Origin of the sequence: Neobacillus drentensis (assembly GCF_036965425.1) — a bacterium.
GTDB classification, from domain to species: domain Bacteria; phylum Bacillota; class Bacilli; order Bacillales; family Cytobacillaceae; genus Neobacillus; species Neobacillus drentensis_F.
This window is the reverse complement of record NZ_JBALPP010000007.1, coordinates 40,365-60,036: the sequence shown is the minus strand read 5'-3', so window position 1 is coordinate 60,036 and position 19,672 is coordinate 40,365. Positions and strand designations below refer to the sequence as shown.

Below are 19,672 nucleotides of genomic sequence, written 5' to 3'. Positions count from 1 at the left end.
GCTTAAGCGTGTCCATTTCATTTCCCCCCAACCGATAAGGCAGGATCCTTCAGATAAACTGCTTCCATCGCTTCCTCAAGTATTTGTAAGCCTTCTTCAAGCTGGTCATCTGTAATCGTTAATGGCATAAGAATGCGGATGACGTTTCCAAACAGTCCGGCGCTAAGCAACATCAAGCCACGCTCTCCGGCTGCTTTGACTATTTTACCGACAGCCTCTTTATCAGGAGTTTTGGACTTACGATCTTTAACTATTTCCATCGCGCACATTGCTCCCAAGCCTCGGACATCTCCTATACATTCGAAACGGCTGACAAGATGGTCCATCTTTTCAATAACACGGGTTCCCAGCTTATCTGCCCGATCATTGAGGTTTTCACTATCAATAATGTCCAAAACTGTCAGCGCAGCCCGGCAGCCAAGCGGACTGCCGGAATAAGTACCGCCGATTTCCCCCACCTCAGCAGCATCCATAATTTCGGCCCGGCCAATCACGCCGCTGATCGGAACACCGGCCCCCATAGATTTTGATATGGTAATTAAATCCGGAACAACCTCAAAATGATCAATCGCAAAATATTTGCCTGTCCGGGCAAATCCCGTTTGAATTTCATCGGCTATAAATAAAATGCCATATTGAGTACAAAGCTCTCTGACTCTTTTTACAAAAGCGGCATCAGGCACGATGAAGCCGCCCTCTCCTTGAACAGGTTCCATTACGACTGCCGCAATTGTCTCCGGCGCGACTTCAGCGAGAAGGAACTGTTCAAATTGCTCAATAATCATCTCCGTATACTGCTCTTCGCTCATTCCATCAGGGCGTCGGTATACATATGGATATGGCGCCTTATAGACCTCTGGGGCAAAGGGGCCAAAACCGAACTTATAAGGCTTCACCTTGCTTGTCATCGTCATGGTCATTAAGGTTCTGCCATGGAAGCCCCTTGTAAAAGAGACAATCCCCTGACGTTTCGTATATCTTCGCGCAATCTTCACCGCATTTTCAACCGCTTCCGCGCCGCTGTTAAAGAAGGCAGCCTGCTTGTCAAACTTGCCTGGTGCAAGCTCGCAAAGCCTTTCGGCTAGATTGATATATGATTCATACATCATGACATTAAAGCCGGTATGGACATATTGGCTTGCCTGCTCCTGCAAAGCCCTCACCACTCTTGGGTGAGAATGTCCTACGTTTAACGTTCCAATAGCACCAGCAAAATCAATATAGCAATTACCGTCCACATCTTCGACTACGGCTCCTTGTGCTTTTTTAACAAAGGAATGGCAGTTATTGCTGATTCCTTTCGGGACAAATTTGTTTCTTCGCTCCAAGATTTCCTTCGATTTCGGTCCTGGTATCTCTGTTTGGAGCTTGACGTATTTCTTTTCCAATTTCGTGCTCCCCCTTTTACCTATACCTGCCATTAAAAGTTCATTTGTTACGCTTTGACCTGTGCTAAAACCTCTTTGAAGGTGCTGACAACCTTATCAACCTCTTCATAGCTAATTGTCAAAGCCGGTTCAATACGGATCGTCTTGGAATTGATAAGGGTTCCCGCCACTAGAATGCCGCGGTCAAACATTCCTTTCGAAACCTCATAGCCGATTTCATCTTTATGGAATTCAATTCCGATCATTAAGCCCTGGCCTCGGATTTCCTGAACCTTGTCTTCATGTCCTTTTGCTGCTTCTTTCAGCTCATTAAGGAAATATTCACCGACTACCCCTGCTCTTTCTGGCAAGTTTTCTTCTATTAAAATACCGATTGTTGCAATCGCCGCCGCACATGCTAATGGATTGCCTCCAAAGGTTGTTGTGTGCATGAACGGATTTGTGAACCAGCTTTTAAACACTTCTTCTTTTGCCACAATCGCTCCTGCCGGCATGACTCCGCCGCCAAAGGCTTTGGCCAAACAGATAATATCCGGAACAACATTATACAATTCAGCTGCAAACATTTTCCCGGTACGTCCCATTCCTGTCTGCACTTCGTCAAAAATTAACAGAGAACCGTATTGGTCACAGAGCTCACGAACTTGTTTTAAGTAGTTTTCTGGCGGCAGAATAATACCGCCCTCGCCTTGAATTGGTTCTAAAATAACCGCAGCGACGTCTTCTCCTACCGAAGCGCACACTTCAAACGTTTTTCTCATCATGTCGATATCCCCGAACGGCACATGACGGAAGCCTGGAATTAATGGCAGGAATGGCTTTCGGAACATTCCTTTTGCTGTACCGGACAACGAACCCAGGCTTTTTCCATGGAAAGCGCGAGTCGTCGAAATAAAGGTGGTCCGCTCGCTGTACATTTTTGCAAGCTTTAGTGCAGCCTCTACACTCTCGGTACCGCTGTTGGTAAAAAAGGCATATTTCAAATCCCCAGGGGTGATATCAGCTAAAATTTTTGCCAGCATGGCGCGAAGCGGGTCAAGCAAGTCTTGGCTATGAAGGGCCTGGCGTTTTAGCTGATCGGTTACAGCTTTAACCACCTTTGGATTGCGATGGCCAACATTGTAAATTCCGAAGCCGCCAAGACAGTCAACATATTCCTTACCATTTACATCCTTAAAGCAGGCACCATTATCCGACCATTCAACGGCAGCGAATTGACCGCCTTCTGTAACAGTTTTGCGGTATTCCAGGAAGCCAGGGTTTACGTGCTCACGGAAGCCATCGACGGTTTCCTTTGTGATCCATGCCGCCTCTTCCTGGTTGATCTGTTCTTTTTCTATTAAACTTAAAACCTTGTTAATATAATCAGTCACATTTTGCTTCTGCTCGCTCTTTGTCTCTTGTTTAAAATCGATACTCATATTATCGCTCCTCATCTTGTATTAGTTTGAAAACCAGCCTACAGGCTCAACCTGCAAATTGATATTAATTTGTTTAATCTCTTGGAATTCCTCAAGGCCAAATGTTCCTAGACTGCGGCCGATTCCGCTTTGTTTATAGCCGCCCCACGGCGCTTCATTATAAGTAGGATGATAGGAATTGATCCAGGTAATCCCGGCGCGAAGCTTTTTAATAACCCTAAGCGCCTTGGCTCCATCCGTGCTAAATACGGCACCGGCAAGCCCATAAACCGTACTATTCGCGAGCTTTACCGCTTCGTTTTCATCCTTAAACTTTTGGATAACGACTACAGGTCCGAAAATTTCCTCCTGGACGATTCGCATATCTTGCTTGGCATCTATAAAAACAGTAGGCTCAACGAAATATCCATTTTCGAAGCCGTCACGAACGATTCGGCTGCCACCGCAAGCGACCTTTGCACCTTCCTGCTTTCCAAGCTCGATGTAATGAAGAACCTTCTCCAAATGCTCCTGGCTGACAAGCGGGCCCATCTCTGTGGATGGATCATTGCCTGGTCCTACTTGAATTTTCTTAGCCCTATCAACAAACCGTTCGACAAATTGCTCGTAAATACTCTCTTCAACCAGAATTCTGGATCCGGCCGAGCACACTTGACCAGCACCGGCATAAATTCCGAATAATGCATAATCGACAGCGGTTTCAAAATCAGCATCTGCAAAAATGATATTCGGGGATTTTCCGCCTAACTCAAGCGATACCTTTTTCATCGTGTCGGCAGCTGTTTTCATAATATGTTTGCCTGTTTTCGTACCGCCGGTAAATGAAACCATATCCACTTCCGGATGGGAGGCAATTTCGTTTCCAACAACTGGACCTGCGCCCATCACCATATTAGCTACACCCTTTGGCAGACCAACCTCTTCAAAAATCTCGAATAATTTTTTAGGAGTTACAGGAGTCACTTCTGAGGGTTTGAAAACAATGGTATTGCCGGCAGCCAGAGCAGGGGCAATCTTCCAAACGCTCATTAATAGCGGATAATTCCATGGAACAATCAGACCGCACACGCCCACTGGTTCACGAACTACCATTGCCTGCATTGGGTCGGCTACATGATACGTATAACCGTCTGGCTTTGTAATCAGGCCTGCATAATAACGGAAACAGGCAGCGGCATCGCCGACATCAAATCCTGCCTCTCTTAAGGTCTTACCGTTATCCATGGTTTCGAGTTGAGTAAGCTCCCCTGCATATTCCTCAATTTTGTCAGCGATTCTAAATAAATAATAGGCTCGTTCCTGTGCCGATATACCTGACCAGACACCTTCCTCAAATGCTCGGCGGGCAGCGTAAATGGCCGCGCGCGCATCGGCAACTGTTCCTTCTGGGGCATATGAAATTACCTTGCCATTGGCAGGATTAATAACTGGGCGTGTTTCTTGATTTTCAGCATCTTTCCATTCACCATCAATGAACATTTTTAGGTTAATCACTCGATTTTTTACCTCGACCATTATCAATTCCTCCTTTTAATTCCCTCACTAACTTATATTGCAAGAAGCGTGCCAAAACATAAAACCTAGTAAAATTGTGCTTTTAGAAAAATTAAATTGCGAGGCTATTCATTTTTGCATAACTATAGTATTTTCTGCATAAACAAAAAACTGCTTCCAGAATAGATATCTGGAAGCAGTTTTTGCTTAAATGGTAGATAAGTTTTCGATATTCATATTTTTCTCACTTAGGATTTTTTGATATTTCCTGCTGACGGAAGACTGGCTGATTCCCAGTGCTTTTGCAGCCTTGGTAGTGGTCTTGTACTGGTTCATTGCCAGGACAATCAGTTGTTCCTCGACATGATCGATTGCTTCCTGTAATGGGATAACCCTGGTTATAACGGGCTTCATTTTTTTGTGCTCATAACCGAGTGATAAGAACTGGCTGACAAACTCGGCATCAATCGCCGAATGATCTGCTGTTACCACCAATCGTTCAATAATGTTTTGCAGCTCCCTGACATTACCCGGCCATGGATAGAATTCCATGACATTCACGGCATCGGGGGTTAAATGATAATTTCGGTCGTATTTTTCATTAAGCTTCTGCAGAAAATGGAAAGACAGTAAAGATATATCTTCCGTCCGCTCCCTTAATGGCGGAATATGGAGAGGAATTACATTCAAGCGATAAAATAAATCTTCTCTGAAGGTCCCTTCCTCAACCATTTTTTCTAATTTTTTGTTCGTAGCGGCGACGATTTGCACATTGACCTTGATTGGCGTAGTGCTTCCGATTGGAATAACCTCCTGCTCCTGAAGCACTCTGAGCAGTTTCACCTGAAGATGCATCGGCATCTCGCCAATTTCATCAAGAAACAAAATCCCTTCATTGGCCTGTTTAAAATACCCTTCTTTTCCATTCTTATCGGCACCCGTGAAAGCACCCTTTGCATAGCCAAACAATTCGCTTTCCAATAAGTTTTCCGGAATTGCCCCGCAATTTAATTTGAGGAATGGTTTTGAAGATCGCTTTCCTAACTGGTGTATCGCTTGGGCTATTACTTCTTTTCCGACCCCAGATTCGCCGTGAAGGAGAACGGTTGAGGAGAAGTCGGCGATTTTCTTCACTTGGTTCATAATCTTTTCCATCTTTGGACTGCAGTAGATCAGCTTTTTTAAGAAGCGGTCTTTCGATTTAAAATCATCTAATTCTTTCTTATATTGTTCTGATATCTTGCGCATTTCTAAAAGTTCGCTTTTTAAGCGGGTTGTCTCGGTAATATCCCTTGAAGCCACAATAATCCGGTCCAGGTCTCCTTTTTCATTAAAAACAGGATTTCCAACCGCTAGAATTTTTCGACCCGTTTTTGTTTCCTGAACAACGGATACCTTTTTTCGTTTTTCTAAAACAAGTCTGGTAACTGAGGGGGTAAACAGCCCTTGATCCTCAAGCTCAAGAATATTTTTTCCAATTAATTCTTTGAGATCGACCTTCCAAAAATCCTGAATAATATTATCGCTAAATCTGATTAATTCTCCTTTGGCATTAACCACAAGGATTTCATCATATATACTTGAAAGAATGGCATTTAAGTCTTTATTCAAGTCCTTAATATATTCAATTTCCATTGCCATTTCTTCGACCATCGGCAAATCCTGGACAACGATAATGATTCCTTCGACCACATCATCATAGTTCATAATTGGGCTGTAATCGACGAGGACACCCATTTCGTTCGTAATCTCCAGATGGTTGAGAAGGGTTTTTCCGGTTGAAAACACATGGTCTATATGCTCTTTGCTGAATATTGTTTCTGCAGGAAAATTTAAGACTTTTTCGGCGGTTGATTTAATCATTTTTAATCCAGCTTCATTACAATTGATGATGCGTTTTTCCTTATCAAGGACAAATATCCCCATCGGGATGGAAGTTAAAATAATTTTAAGCAAATCAACGCTTTTATTCTCTTGTTTAAATAGCTCGGCCAGAACATCTTCTCTTCTTATGTAGCCTGAGGGTTTACCATCTTCGCCTTTTATGATCGCAAACGGCTCTCCTATAATTTGAAACAAAGCAGGCAGAGAAATATTCTCACTTAAATGGCAAATACTTTCGATGGACTTTGCGTGGTTGAGCAAAATATCTATTGAAAAATGATTCTCTTTCAGCCTTTCTAGCAATTGATTGTTTAACGATACATAGGCAAATAATTGATTTTGTTTTTCCAAGAATATAAAGGGTTCTTTTATATTGTTTAAGGTTGATTTTATTTCTTCTTGATGTTCTGCTGTGACTGAAATAATTGGCTTGATTTTTTCCATTTCGACGGAAAACATATTTTTCATCCCCTTCTATCCTATCAACCTTATACTACCACTTTAATCAGAATTTTTTAAATAAAAAATCATTAAAAAAGAAGATGTATAGTCCATCTTCTTTTTCAAACGTTTAATCACTGCCGGTTATAAATAAATCTTCTTTTATATAGGCAAGGACCATTCCAGGAATAACGTTATCTCCTTCCTGTACCTCGAGTGACTCTACCTCACCACTAACACCGGTTTGGATCATCTTCACATGTCCGTCATCTGCTTTTATCACGAATAATGGTTCCCATTCATAAATTCTTTCTTCATTTTTGATTGCCACTTTTTCTATTCTCCCGAAGCACGGGCTTATAACCACTCCTAAGTACATAGAACATCTCCTCCAATCCCCTGCTTAATATTGTTCCTGATAGGGCGCCGTTTGTAATACAAGACCAAAGAACTCTTGGAATTCCGGAATGTCCTCATGCTCGATACCAAGTCTGTCGGCCCAAAGTTCCTCTGCATAGGTGTCCTCTTGGCAGAGCAGGACCATGTTCCCTGTTTGTATTGAGGTTACCATTGCTTTTCCAAAAAAATGCTCTGAATAGCCGATTGTCAAATCATAACGATGATTATTGGAGATTAAGCAAAAGTAATGTAAAAGCTGGCGTTCTTTTTGTTCAGATAAAATATCTAATTTCATGCTTTATTCCTCCCTTTTAATATTTCAGCCAGCCTCTAAGTCTTGAGGCTTCGGCTAATTTCTGAATTCCTTCGATATAAGCAGCAATTTTTAAATTAACACTATATTTTTTGGAGGTATTAAAAACATTTAGGAAACTCTGAGTAATTTTTTCTTTGAGCCTTTGATCAACGGTTTCCTCCGTCCAATAATATCCCTGGTTATTTTGACACCACTCGAAATAAGAAACGATCACACCGCCTGAATTTGCAAGTATATCCGGTACAACGAGAATCTCTCGTTCATCGAGAATTTTCAGCGCTTCTTTTGTCGTTGGCCCATTCGCCGCCTCGATGATAATAGTGCAGTTCATCCTGCTGGCATTTTGTTTATGAATGACCCCGGAAATCGCTGCTGGAATTAAGACATCGCATTCTTTTTCTAATAATTCCTGATTTGTTATCGAGCTATTAAAGCGATTTGATACAATCCCAAACGAGTCTCTATTTTCGAGGAGGAATGGGATATCGAGGCCGTTTTCATCATATAAACCGCCAAGGACATCGCTGATGCCAACAACTTTAGCTCCTAAATCATATAAATACTTTGCAAGGTAACTTCCTACATTTCCAAATCCTTGTATGATGACTTTCAGGTCTTCAACTGGCTGTTTCTTTAATTCGCATACCATCTCAAGGGTGTACAAAACGCCCTTTGAGGTGGCTGTTTCTCTTCCTTTTGAGCCGCCTAGTGCAATGGGTTTTCCTGTAATAAAACCTGGTGAATCAAATTCACGGATATGATCGTATTCATCGAGCATCCACGCCATAATTTGCGAGTTTGTATACATATCCGGTGCCGGGATATCCTTGGTCGGGCCCACAATTTGGCTGACCGCTCTAACATAGCCCCTGCTGAGCCGTTCCAGTTCATCAAGGCTCATTATTCGGGGATCGCAGATAATCCCGCCCTTTGCCCCGCCATATGGAAGATCGGTAATCCCGCATTTTAAGCTCATCCAGCCCGCTAATGCCTTTACCTCTTCAGGGGTCACATCCGGGTGGAAGCGTATTCCGCCTTTTGTCGGACCTGATGCATCATTATGCTGGGCCCGGTATCCTTGAAAAATCTCTGTCTGTCCGTTATCCATCCGAACAGGAATGCTTACCTCTAAAAATCTCATCGGCTTCTTTAAAAATTCAAAGACCTGCGGCGGATAATTCAGGATTTGAGCAGCCTCTCTGAGTGTTTCCTGAAACTCAATTAAAGAGTTATCCTTTTCCCTTAATACCTCGCTCTTTTTCAAATCTAAAGAATCGATTGCCATCATAACACCTCATTTTTTGTTGTTATTAAGGTAGAAGCAAGATTCGTGCCAACTTAAGAAAGGGGGAATATTGCTGCTTTTTAATTTAGAAAAATGCAAGCTCTATGAAAAAATGAGTCGATTATGCGATATTGCATAATTGGTATTTTCCCACACGATACCTCTATTGGACGGAGTGCCAATCACATCTATAAAGTGCCGGACGCGGGCACTTTCAGCCTTTCAGAGTGCCCGTCACATCTCTAAATCGCCGGACGTGAGCACTGTCAGCCTTTCAGAGTGCCCGTTTTACCTCTAAATCGCCGGACGCAGGCACTGTCAGCCTTTCAGAGTGCCCGTCACATCTCTAAATCACCGGATGCGGGCACTGTCAGCTATTCAGAGTGCCCGTTTTACCTCTAAATCGTCTGTCGCAGGCACTGTCGGCTATTCAGAATGCCCGTTTTACCTCTAGATTTTCGTGCCGAGGGCACTGTTAAATGCCAATCAACAAAAAAATTCTCCATTTTACGTGCCACCCACAAAACAACCAAAAAGCCAGGCATCATGCCTGACTCAGGTAACTTCCTCTTATAAAGGAGTAGGTTTCTCAGCTTCATCAAAATGAAGATCTACAATGCTTGTTTTTGAGATTTTGGTTTTAAAGCCTAAATAGATTAACCCGATGACAATCCAAACAATTCCTCCGATGAGGGCATCTGCTTGGAGGTTATACCACAAAATCCCCGTGGTACCTGCTCCAAGGATAGGCATTACGAGAAAAGAGAAAATATCTTTTCCGGTTTTGTATCTCTTTTGACGGAAAACGAAATGGGCAATAACCGACAAATTCACAAAGGTAAACGCAATCAACGCTCCAAAGTTAATAAAGGAAGAAATAAGCTCAAGACTCGGTGCTACCGCAAGCAGTGAAACTACCCCGACGAGAATAACATTAAAAGCAGGTGTCCGAAATTTTGGATGAACCGAACCGAATAGCTTTTTCGGAAGGACGCCGTTCCGTCCCATTACATATAATAGACGTGCCACACTCGCATGGGATGCCAGCCCGGAAGCGACAGTTGCAGCAAACGCACCTGCAAGAAAAACTAGTTTAAAGAGCGTTCCTCCAACAAACAAGCCAATTTCGGGTAAGGTATCATCCGTTACTTTAAACCCCGAAATATCTGGGAATAAAGCTTGGGCGAAGTAACCACAGATAAAAAAGATGGCGCCGCCGATTAAAACCGTTAACATAATCGCTTTCGGCATTATCTTTATATCAGTGGCCTCCTCAGCGTACATCGTAACGGCATCAAAACCAATAAAGGAAAAACAAACCACTGTGGCACCAGTCAAAACAGCACCAAAATGGATATTGGAATGAAAAAGCGGTTCCGTAGTGAAAATCGTTCCTTGCCCCATCCCTTGGGATAACTTCACAAAAGCGAGAACTATAAAAGCAACAATTAAGACAACTTCAAAAATAACAAGAAGGGAATTCAAATTTGAGGTTTTACTCATACTCCATACGTTAATGGCAGTAACGATCGCGACATAACAGACCACCCAAATCCATGCTGGAACAGAAGGAAAGACGGATACCATATAAATTCGGATAATCAAGGCATTTACCATGGGTAAGAGGATATAATCAAGCAAGGCTGCCCATCCAACGATAAATCCAAGATGGGGGCTCATTGTTTCTCTCGTATACGTATAGGCAGATCCAGCGCTTGGAAACACTTGGACCATCTTTCCATAACTAATCGCTGTAAACAACATAACAGCCAATGCCGTTAGATAGGCAAGAGGAACAACACCATTTGTTTCTTCAGAAACGATTCCGAATGTATCAAATACAATAGTCGGCGTCATGTAGCCTAATCCAAGGCCAACAATGGCCCAGAGGCCGAGTGAACGCTTAAGGGTAACATTCTCCAATTTGAACAACTCTCCTTTTTTAAAAAAAATAAATGTAAGCAGTTTCATTTTTGTTCAAATCAATATGAAAACCAATAGAACCTCCCCTTCAAAATAATTATATAACTATTCAAAATAGTTGCAATTTTTATGCCAATAATTTTTAACTAAGGCTATTTTCGCAAAGATTATTGTTTTTCGTATTAGTTCATCAAGCCGTATAACATGATTCTTCGTGGCATCTTTTCGTAAGAACATTTGCGAAAATTGCCTAGAAACTTTGTAAATGATCCTTAAAAAGTTCTAAGAGCAACAAAGTTTACGAAAAGAGCCTAAACTAAATAATTAATAAAACAACCTTAAAATCTATGAAATTTTGCATAATCTAATCTGATTTGCATAACAAGGGCATCAAAAAAGCCTTCAATCTAGAGAATGATTAAAGGCTTAAAGGTTCATTATGCTTCTTCTGTTTTAAATTGCGGCGGCGCTGCCCGAAATGCTTTTGTTAGATAGAGCAAATACATAAAGCCGAACCCAAACCATATAAGGCCCATGGTCAAGGAACTTATTTCAAGATTTACCCAGAGGATTCCTACTGCAGCGGCTCCAATTAATGGCATGATGATGTAATCAAAAAATCCTTTTGGGGACCGATGCATTTTTTGCCGGACGGCAAAGTGACTAATAACAGATAGATTTACAAACGTAAACGCCATTAGGGCGCCAAAATTAATTAACGATGTAGCAGTAACTAAATCAAAGAACCATGCTGATAAGGAGATGACACCGACAAAGATAACATTAAACGCAGGCGTCCTCCATTTTGGATGGACAAAGCCGAACCATTTCTCAGGAAAGACTTTATCCCGCCCCATAACATACAATAGTCGCGATACACTTGCATGTGAAGCTAGCCCAGATGCTAGAGTATTGACAAAGGTTGTACATAAGAAAATCGATTGAAACAGCTTTCCCCCCACATACAGAGCGATTTCCGGCAAGGCTGCATCAGGATTTTTGAATCTTGAAATATCAGGGAAGAATAACTGAATAAAGAACGATGTGGTGATAAAAATGACTCCTCCCCATATAGCTGTTAAAAGGATCGCTTTTGGAATTGTTTTTTCTGGATTTGGTGTTTCCTCAGAGAGGGTTGTAACCGCATCAAAACCAAGAAAGGAAAAACAGAGAATCGTTGCTCCTGTAATTAGGACTGGAATGTTCATTCCTTCCACAAAAAAAGGCTTAAGGCTGAGCACAGTTCCGGCTCCTTCGCCTCCATTCAGCCCTTTAACGACAAGGATGATAAAGACGATCATAATCAAGATTTGCACGGCCACAAAAATGGAATTAAAATTTGCCAGGATATTAACGCTGCGTAAATTAAGAAAGGTAACTATTCCGACAAATACTAATACCCAGATAAAATCAGGAACGGATGGAAACAAAGCATTTAAGTATAGTTTGGTTAATAAAGCGTTGACCATTGGTAAAAATAAATAATCAAGTAAAGAGGACCAGCCAACCAGAAATCCTAAATGGCCATTTATCGCCTTTTGTGTATAGGTATAAGCCGAACCTGCCTGAGGAAAAACCTTTACCAGTTTGCCGTAGCTTGCTGCTGTGAAAAGCATGCCGATCAATGCAATAATGTAGGCACTTGGTACGTGACCATTGGTTACCCCTGAAACAATCCCAAACGTATCGAACACAACCATGGGGGTCATATAAGCAAGCCCCATAATAACAATCTGCCAAAGCTTTAACGATCTTTTCAACTTTACGCCATTTTCCACCTATCATACCTCCCCTTTTTTTAAACCGCTTTCAATTCAAGAGAACCCCTTTGTCTTTTTAAAATTTTTTATTCCCCCTTATTTTTAAAATCAGTATGTATGCTTGCAATTTCCGTGCCATTTTTGAAGATCCCCTTCCTTTTATTTGGCATAAAACTTGCATCATTTAATTTTGAAAAAACAGAAATGGGGGAATCTAAAAATGCACTATCCTTTATCACCAGACGTAAAACCTGAATTTTGTACGACAGGCACGTTTATGAGGCTGCCTTCCGCAAGAGAAAATGCGAAATTAGCGATTGTCGGCATGCCGTTTGATACTGCCGCATCCTTCCGTGTTGGGGCCCGGTTCGCACCGCAAGCCATTCGTCAGGCGTCAATGACCTTATTTCCGTATCATCCGATTCACAAGGTGTATCCGTTTGATGATTGCAATGCTATTGACATTGGCGATGTTTCCGTGATCCCTCATAATATCCATCGCAGCTACGAGGTCATTGAAAAAGCAGTCATGGAATTGATGGAAAAAGGAATCATTCCCATTGGTCTTGGCGGAGACCACTCAGTGACGTTGGCCAACTTAAGAGCAGCAGCCAAGGTGCACGGGCCTGTTGCATTAATTCATTTTGATTCCCATACCGATACTTGGGATACCTATTATGATGAAAAATATTGGCACGGTTCTCCATTCATCCGAGCCTACGAAGAAAATCTGCTTATTCCAGATAAGGTTTTTCAGGTTGGGATTCGCGGTACACTCAACCATCCAGGCGATATTGATGCCAGCAAGGACTTGGGCTACCGTGTCATTACGACACCTGAATTAAAGGAACGTGGAATGGAGGATGTTATAAGAGAAATCAAACAAAAAATTGGGGATACCCCTTGCTTCCTTAGCTTTGATATAGATTTTGTTGATCCTTCCTGTGCACCGGGAACGGGGACACTCGAGGTCGGTGGATTAAATAGCTTTGAAACCTTACAAATTATCCGTTCCCTAACAGACTTTAATTTTATTGGTTTTGACTTAGTCGAAGTGCTGCCGCCATACGACCCAACTCAAATTACTTCCCTTCTCGCAGCGACCATCATTCATGATTTTGCTAGTTTAGTAGCACTTAAAATTAATAAATAAATACAAAAAAGCAGTGAGACTCCCTTTTTTGGGAATCCACTGCCATTTTGTATAAATATCTATTTTTATGGAATGTTAATGATTATCTTGCAAAGCGATGATTTCCGATTGTTACGGTAACTGGGCGTGTTAGAATCCACTGACTTTGCGCGGTTTTAGGGTTGTAGAAAAATAATGAGCCGTTTCCTTTTCCACTAAATGCGATTGCTTCATTAACAGCTCGCTTTGAGGCATAATCCGCAGGCTGATTAATCTGACCGTTTTGGACAGGTGTAAAAGCATAGTGCCCATTTGCAATTTGATAGATAACTCCACGAACTGTGTTTGGGAAGTCAGGGCTTTTAACTCTATTTAAAATGACTGTAGCAACTGCTACTTTCCCAGCATAAGGCTCTCCCACTGCTTCTGCACGGACAAGACGTGCCATTAGATCTTTCTCTGCTGCTGTATAAGGAGAGTTCGGGATCAGCATATTTTGTCCTGTATAAAGTGGCTTAGAATGATTAGCTGCCATTAAACTATTTAAAGGCACACCAAAACCTTTTGCAATTTTCCAATAAGTTTCTCCAGACTGAATTTTATGAGTTGTCGTAGCTGCCTCTGTTTTTCCATTAACCGTAAATGCTGACATTGATAAGATAAGACCAGCTGCAATTACTAGTTTTTTAAATTTGTTCATTTGAAACCTCCTAGATTAGTAGCTCGTTTCTCTACACCTAAGGCTACCAGTTGTAACATACGAATTCATTAGCCAAAAAATGGAATGTAAAAACTAACAAAGAGACCGCCTGTTATCAAAGCGTTCCTGACCGAAATGGAAGGTCTATCCTATTTGTAATAAACCCCATAAAAATGCTTTATTGGATAATGGAGGGATTATTATTACAATTTATTTCAGCCATGTAACATAGTAACGAGAAACTTTCACCAAACTGACAACAATTTCCTTAAAATCACACAGGATTTCACGTGTATTATTGGAAATAATATAACGAGATGATATAAAGGAGGATTTCTTATGAGAAGTCAATTAGTGGACGTACTTAACAAACAAATTGCCAATTGGTCTGTTTTGTATATGAAATTACATAACTATCATTGGTACGTGAAGGGCGGGCAATTTTTCACCCTTCACGCCAAATTTGAAGAATTCTATAATGAGGCCGGTCTCCATGTCGATGAATTGGCAGAGCGTTTGCTTGCAATCGGAGGTAAGCCAGTGGCAACCATGAAAGAATGCCTTGAAATCTCATCCATTCAAGAAGCAACAGGCTCAGAATCTGCTGAAGAAATGGTTCAATCGATAATTAACGACTTTTCGATCATTATTGGGGAAATAAAAGAAGGAATGAGTCTAGCTGGGGAGTTAGATGATGAAACCACCGGCGATATGCTGCTCGCTATCCATTCAGGTTTAGAAAAGCATGTTTGGATGCTGACGGCATTCCTTGGCAAAACAATTTAATTTACTTAAAGTCCAACATTATTTGTTGGGCTTTTTTTAATTAGAATTATTATTAAAAAAGTTTGACTTTTATTTAGTATTAATATTATTATTGTAATTAAGAAAATGTATTAGGAGGTACCCTCGTATGTCTAAACACGAAGTCATCGTATATAGCAGCTCCGGTTGCCCTTATTGTGAAAAAGTAAAATCATATCTTAAAGAAAAGGGAATTGAATTTGAAGAACGTAATGCCTCGATTCATAAAGAATATTTTGATCAGTTAAAGGAACGCAAAATTTTTGGAACACCTGCGACCTTTATTAATGGAAAGCTCGTTTTAGGCTTTCAGGAGAAAAAATTTATTAAACTTCTTGAGTTGTCTGAAGAGGACAAGCCAGCAGAAATTTACACTCCACAACCGGAAAGTGAAGAATCCATTTTTCAGCCAGTTAATGAAAAGATCCTTGAAGAAGTCTATGACTTTGTAACCATTGGCGGAGGACCTGCCGGAGCGTCTGCTGCTGTTTATGCTGCCCGCGGAAAATTAAAAACCCTTGTCATTGATAAGGCGCCAAAGGCAGGAACTTTAGCGATTACTCATAAAATCGCTAACTATCCAGGGGTGCGTGAAGAAGTAACAGGTCTTGAACTGCTGACAAGAATGCAAGCACAAGCAAAAGACTTTGGTGCAGAATTCGTCCGCTCTACTGTTCTTTCTGTTGATTTTTCAAATGAAATCAAAATGATAGAGGTAGCTGAAGGAACGATTAAGGCAAAAAGCGTTTTTATTGCCGTTGGCGCAAAAGCTCCTTCCAGCAAGATTAATGGAGAAGAAGAATTCACCGGCCGCGGTGTCAGCTACTGTTCAACCTGTGATGCCGCCTTTTATCAAGATCAGGTTGTTGCAGTTGTCGGTGATAATGACGAAGCTATTCATGAAGCTGAAACACTTGCTAAGTATTGCAAGACCGTTAAAATATTAATTCCTACTGAGTTAAAGGGTGATACTGACCTTTCAACCTTAGAATATAATCCAAAGGTCGAAATCTATCGACGTCACCGCGTCAGAGAAATCATTGGTACAGATAGTGTTGAGAAATTAGTGATTCTAAATGATAAAAAAGAAGTGGAAACTTGGAATGTCGATGGTATTTTCTTATATCTTGGTGGAATGAAACCGGGGACTGATTTCCTCAATGGAGCCGTCATGAGAGATGATGAGGGTTATGTGATCGTTGACGACCATCTTCGTACAAATGTTGATGGAGTGTTTGCAGGCGGCGACGCTAGAAGAACACCGATTAAACAAGCCGTTATCTCTGCAGCTGATGGTGCGATTGCAGCATTAAGTGCCGAACAGCACGTCAACAAACGTTCCAAACTAAGACCGCAATATAGCTAATTTCAATCTTTTTTCTGCGAATCAACGTTTGTCCATTTCATTTTTCTCCTATTTGCATAAATTGTAATTATTAAATAGGAGGTGACTTTGAAATGGGACACAGTAGCAGCTTTGCGCTAATCGTTGTGTTGTTTATCCTTTTGATCATTGTTGGTGCATCTTGGATGTACTAATCATGGCAATGGCCATTACACCTTAATAAAAAGAGGGCGGTAAAATCTCATGGTTTTACTGCTCTTTTTTTTGTTTAAAGATAAAGAGACTATCCTTGGATAGTCTCTTCCTCCTTTTGACTGCGGGCAAGAATCACTAAGCTGATCGTTATGGTAATAAAAGCAATCAGCGCTAATAGGGGAATCGTAATAAATCCCAGCCAATTGATATAGTCCTTTGAACAAGGAACCCCGCTTGTACACATTTCAAACTGTTGTAAATAAGGAATCTTTTGCAATAAAGTATGATAGCCTGATATTAGGATTCCGATGATTGACAGCGGCAATACATATTTATAAATTCCCTTATCGTTTCGGTAGACAGCAATCCCCAATATGATGGCTAGCGGATACATGAATATCCGCTGATACCAGCAAAGCGTACATGGTACAAAGTGCATGACTTCACTAAAGTACAAGCTGCCGAGTGTCGCAATTAAAGCTGCAACCCACGAGACTACTAAGGATTTATTCATGCTATTTCCCCTTTGCCGCTTTATCAACCATCTTTTTTAAATCGTCCATACTTCCGCCTTCAAACTTCTTGCCATTTACAAAAATGGTTGGCGTTCCTGTTACACCTAATTTTCCAGCGTAATCCATATCCTTTTTCCAGGCAGCATCCGATTTTTTTGCTTGGAAGTTTTGGACAACCTTATCAACATCTTTGTCGCTGGCCACTTCTTTCAACGTATCTGTTAAGAATTTTTCTGTATATAGATCGATTTTTTCATATTTAGAATCTTCTGGCTGTTTTTTATAAAGAAGTTCATGGAACTTCCAAAACGTATCGTTTCCTAATTCCTGATAAACGGATTCCGCAAATTTAGCAGAGCGTTCAGAATCAACATTGATAAACGAATCATTCATAAAATACAATTTAGCCTTCCCTGTATCCACCAAATCTTTTTGAATTAGAGGAATTACTTGATCGGCAAAGTTTTTGCAATTTGGGCATTTATAGTCACCGAATTCAATGATGGAGACTGGTGCAGATTTATCGCCCAGGAATGGCTGATTAGCGTAATCAATTTTCTCGGAAGCGGTATTATTCTGATCCTTATTATGATTTCCGAAAAAAATGAGAGCCAAGATTCCAACGGCTACTAGACCGACTACCCAGAATATAAACTTAGATGATGAATTCTTACTATTTTTCGTGTGCTTTTTGTTATTTGCCATAAACAGACTCCTTATGTAAATTGTTGTCCTTAATAGTATAAATATTACCTATCCATATTAATAATGCAAACAAAAGATATCAATTCTGAGCATTAAGGTGAGCTAAATAACAATAATAGGATAATATAAGAAGGGAATTATATATAACTAATTGGAGTTGGTATAATGTCAAGAAACGATAAATACATAGGTTATATTGGAACCTATACAAAAGGTGACAGCAAGGGGATCTACTCCTTTACCTTGGATTCGGATAGAGGAAAAATAGAGGATGTTTCTGTTGCAGCCGAGTTAGAAAATCCTACATATTTAGCAATCAGCAATGACAACCGATATCTATATTCTGTTGCAAAGGAAGGGAATATTGGTGGGGTTGCCGCTTTTTCTATAAGTGAAGCAGGGGAACTAACGGCAATCAACAGTGAAGGATCTGAGGGCTCTCCTCCATGCCATGTTAGTATAGACAGCGAAAATCGATATGTGTTCAGTGCAAATTATCATAAAGGCTTAGTAGAGTCCCAGCAGATTAACCAGGAGAATGGCGCTGTTAAACCAGTTATTTCAGCAGCAAAGCATGAAGGCCGCGGTCCAGATCCAAGACAGGAAAAACCTCATACCCATTATGCGGGACTCACCCCTGATGAAAAATACCTGGCTGTTGTGGAATTAGGTATTGATGCACTGATTACATATGAAATAAGTGGTGAGGGTAAACTTACCGAGGTTAGCCGATTACCATTAAAAGCCGGAAGCGGGCCAAGACATTTAACTTTTCATCCGAATGGGAAGATTGCCTATATCATGACAGAATTTAGCTCAGAGGTCATTGTATTAACTTACCATCCTGAAAATGGTCATTTCACTGAAAAACAATATATTTCGACCCTTCCTGATGATTTTACGGAAAATAACCAAGGCAGTGCGATTCATATTTCTTCTGATGGGCGTTTTGTTTATGCCGGTAACCGGGGGCATAACAGCATCGCTGTATTTAGAGCAGATATATTATCCGGAGAGTTGAGCTTTATCGAGCATACGTCAACTGAAGGGGATTGGCCGAGAGATTTCGCTTTAGATCCAACGGAGAAATTCATCGTGGCTTCTAATCAGGAATCGAGCAATCTTGTGTTATTTTCCAGAGATGATCCAACTGGAAGATTAACGCTTATTAATTCTGATATTGTTGTTCCTCATCCGGTTTGTGTGAAGTTTTTGCATGTATAAATCACCAAAAGGATAAGCTGACGGCTTATCCTTTTTCAGTGGATTTCTTGAATTTATAACACGATAAAATGATCATATTTTACCAATGTTGTTCCCTCTTTATAGTCCTCTTGATTGGATTCATTAGGAACTCCATTTAAATTGTTAATGATATTTTTAACGAAACTTTGCCCCATTTCATGTGCATGGAGATATCCACCTCCAAACCTTGGATTAATTTCGGATATCAAGTAACCTTTTTCAGTCTTAAAACAATCAATATCTATTGGTCCAATTGGCTTAAGAACCCTTATAAGCTTTTCAATGATCCGCTTTAATTCAGGGTCTTTTGTTGCTATGGATTTATCTGTTTCCCCCGCTCTCATCACTATCTTTCTTTTCATAAATATATTGGTAGTTTCCTTTGTTATTAAATCAATATAACAATCCACGCCAAACTCTTCACCTTCTATAAATGGCTGTACAATCAAATCTTCGTAAATCTCTTTTATTACATATAGTTCCTTCATTGAAGAAACCTTATGGATATTTTTACTCGCACTTCCATTTCTCGGCTTCATCATTAATGGAAATTGAATACGCCCTTTATTAAGCTCCTGTATTACTTTATCTATTTCAATATATGTCGGAACAGACGGCAAATCATTATCTTCAAGAAAGTTATATGTTAAATATTTGTCTGTGCAAATATCAACAACATTCTTTTCAGATACAATGATATTTATTCCATTCTCTTTAAGC

18 protein-coding genes are annotated in these 19,672 nt (G+C 40.7%); 5 read left to right on the top strand and 13 right to left on the bottom strand.

Annotated features, from left to right (window positions below):
• Positions 1 to 17 precede the first annotated feature (17 nt).
• The 9 genes from gabT to V7161_RS01335 form a co-directional block, all read right to left on the bottom strand.
• Positions 18 to 1,388, bottom strand: a complete 1,371-nt coding sequence (gabT, locus tag V7161_RS01375) for a 4-aminobutyrate--2-oxoglutarate transaminase (RefSeq protein ID WP_335441937.1) — start codon at positions 1,386 to 1,388, stop codon at positions 18 to 20.
• A gap of 47 nt (positions 1,389 to 1,435) precedes the next feature.
• On the bottom strand, positions 1,436 to 2,809 hold the full coding sequence (locus V7161_RS01370) for a putrescine aminotransferase (protein ID WP_335441936.1): 1,374 nt from the start codon (positions 2,807 to 2,809) through the stop codon (positions 1,436 to 1,438).
• 21 nt (positions 2,810 to 2,830) lie between these two features.
• Entirely contained in the window at positions 2,831 to 4,303 is a 1,473-nt protein-coding gene (locus tag V7161_RS01365; protein ID WP_335441962.1) for an aldehyde dehydrogenase family protein, read from the bottom strand.
• Between the two features lie 207 nt (positions 4,304 to 4,510).
• Entirely contained in the window at positions 4,511 to 6,646 is a 2,136-nt protein-coding gene (locus tag V7161_RS01360; protein ID WP_335441935.1) for a sigma 54-interacting transcriptional regulator, read from the bottom strand.
• Positions 6,647 to 6,758: 112 nt separating this feature from the next.
• The gene (locus tag V7161_RS01355; protein ID WP_335441934.1) at positions 6,759 to 7,007 is read right to left on the bottom strand and encodes a hypothetical protein; all 249 of its coding nucleotides are present in this window, start codon (positions 7,005 to 7,007) and stop codon (positions 6,759 to 6,761) included.
• A gap of 24 nt (positions 7,008 to 7,031) precedes the next feature.
• Positions 7,032 to 7,322 carry an SAV0927 family protein gene (locus tag V7161_RS01350; RefSeq protein ID WP_335441933.1) on the bottom strand — a complete coding sequence of 97 codons (291 nt, stop codon included), beginning with the start codon at positions 7,320 to 7,322 and terminating at the stop codon, positions 7,032 to 7,034.
• Positions 7,323 to 7,338: 16 nt separating this feature from the next.
• Complete coding sequence (locus V7161_RS01345; protein ID WP_335441932.1) at positions 7,339 to 8,628, bottom strand: Glu/Leu/Phe/Val family dehydrogenase; 1,290 nt, start codon at positions 8,626 to 8,628, stop codon at positions 7,339 to 7,341.
• Positions 8,629 to 9,198: 570 nt separating this feature from the next.
• The gene (locus V7161_RS01340; protein WP_335441931.1) at positions 9,199 to 10,599 is read right to left on the bottom strand and encodes an APC family permease; all 1,401 of its coding nucleotides are present in this window, start codon (positions 10,597 to 10,599) and stop codon (positions 9,199 to 9,201) included.
• A 389-nt stretch (positions 10,600 to 10,988) separates the two neighbouring features.
• Positions 10,989 to 12,329: an APC family permease gene (locus tag V7161_RS01335; protein ID WP_335441930.1), complete on the bottom strand. Its 1,341-nt coding sequence runs from the start codon at positions 12,327 to 12,329 to the stop codon at positions 10,989 to 10,991.
• Positions 12,330 to 12,531: 202 nt separating this feature from the next.
• Here V7161_RS01335 and speB point away from each other — a divergent pair, with 202 nt between their 5' ends.
• Positions 12,532 to 13,464, top strand: coding sequence for an agmatinase (gene speB, locus V7161_RS01330; protein WP_223591721.1), 933 nt, complete (start codon positions 12,532 to 12,534; stop codon positions 13,462 to 13,464).
• Positions 13,465 to 13,546: 82 nt separating this feature from the next.
• Here speB and V7161_RS01325 read toward each other — a convergent pair whose 3' ends face one another.
• On the bottom strand, positions 13,547 to 14,143 hold the full coding sequence (locus tag V7161_RS01325; RefSeq protein WP_335441929.1) for a cell wall hydrolase: 597 nt from the start codon (positions 14,141 to 14,143) through the stop codon (positions 13,547 to 13,549).
• 339 nt (positions 14,144 to 14,482) lie between these two features.
• Here V7161_RS01325 and V7161_RS01320 point away from each other — a divergent pair, with 339 nt between their 5' ends.
• From V7161_RS01320 to V7161_RS01310, 3 genes are all read left to right on the top strand, one after another.
• Positions 14,483 to 14,929: a Dps family protein gene (locus V7161_RS01320; RefSeq protein ID WP_335441928.1), complete on the top strand. Its 447-nt coding sequence runs from the start codon at positions 14,483 to 14,485 to the stop codon at positions 14,927 to 14,929.
• A 127-nt stretch (positions 14,930 to 15,056) separates the two neighbouring features.
• Positions 15,057 to 16,313 carry an FAD-dependent oxidoreductase gene (locus tag V7161_RS01315; protein WP_335441927.1) on the top strand — a complete coding sequence of 419 codons (1,257 nt, stop codon included), beginning with the start codon at positions 15,057 to 15,059 and terminating at the stop codon, positions 16,311 to 16,313.
• A 92-nt stretch (positions 16,314 to 16,405) separates the two neighbouring features.
• Entirely contained in the window at positions 16,406 to 16,486 is an 81-nt protein-coding gene (locus tag V7161_RS01310; RefSeq protein ID WP_335441961.1) for a YjcZ family sporulation protein, read from the top strand.
• Between the two features lie 89 nt (positions 16,487 to 16,575).
• On the opposite strand, the gene V7161_RS01305 is transcribed toward V7161_RS01310, so the two are convergent.
• Together V7161_RS01305 and V7161_RS01300 are read right to left on the bottom strand one after the other, a co-directional pair.
• A complete protein-coding gene (locus tag V7161_RS01305; protein WP_223591727.1) occupies positions 16,576 to 17,001 on the bottom strand; it encodes a disulfide oxidoreductase in 426 nt (141 codons plus the stop codon).
• 1 nt (position 17,002) lies between these two features.
• Entirely contained in the window at positions 17,003 to 17,707 is a 705-nt protein-coding gene (locus V7161_RS01300; protein WP_335441926.1) for a DsbA family protein, read from the bottom strand.
• Positions 17,708 to 17,872: 165 nt separating this feature from the next.
• Here V7161_RS01300 and V7161_RS01295 point away from each other — a divergent pair, with 165 nt between their 5' ends.
• A complete protein-coding gene (locus tag V7161_RS01295; protein ID WP_335441925.1) occupies positions 17,873 to 18,931 on the top strand; it encodes a lactonase family protein in 1,059 nt (352 codons plus the stop codon).
• A gap of 53 nt (positions 18,932 to 18,984) precedes the next feature.
• Here V7161_RS01295 and V7161_RS01290 read toward each other — a convergent pair.
• The coding region (locus V7161_RS01290) for an ATP-grasp domain-containing protein (RefSeq protein WP_335441924.1) at positions 18,985 to 19,672 on the bottom strand (688 nt) is incomplete at its 5' end.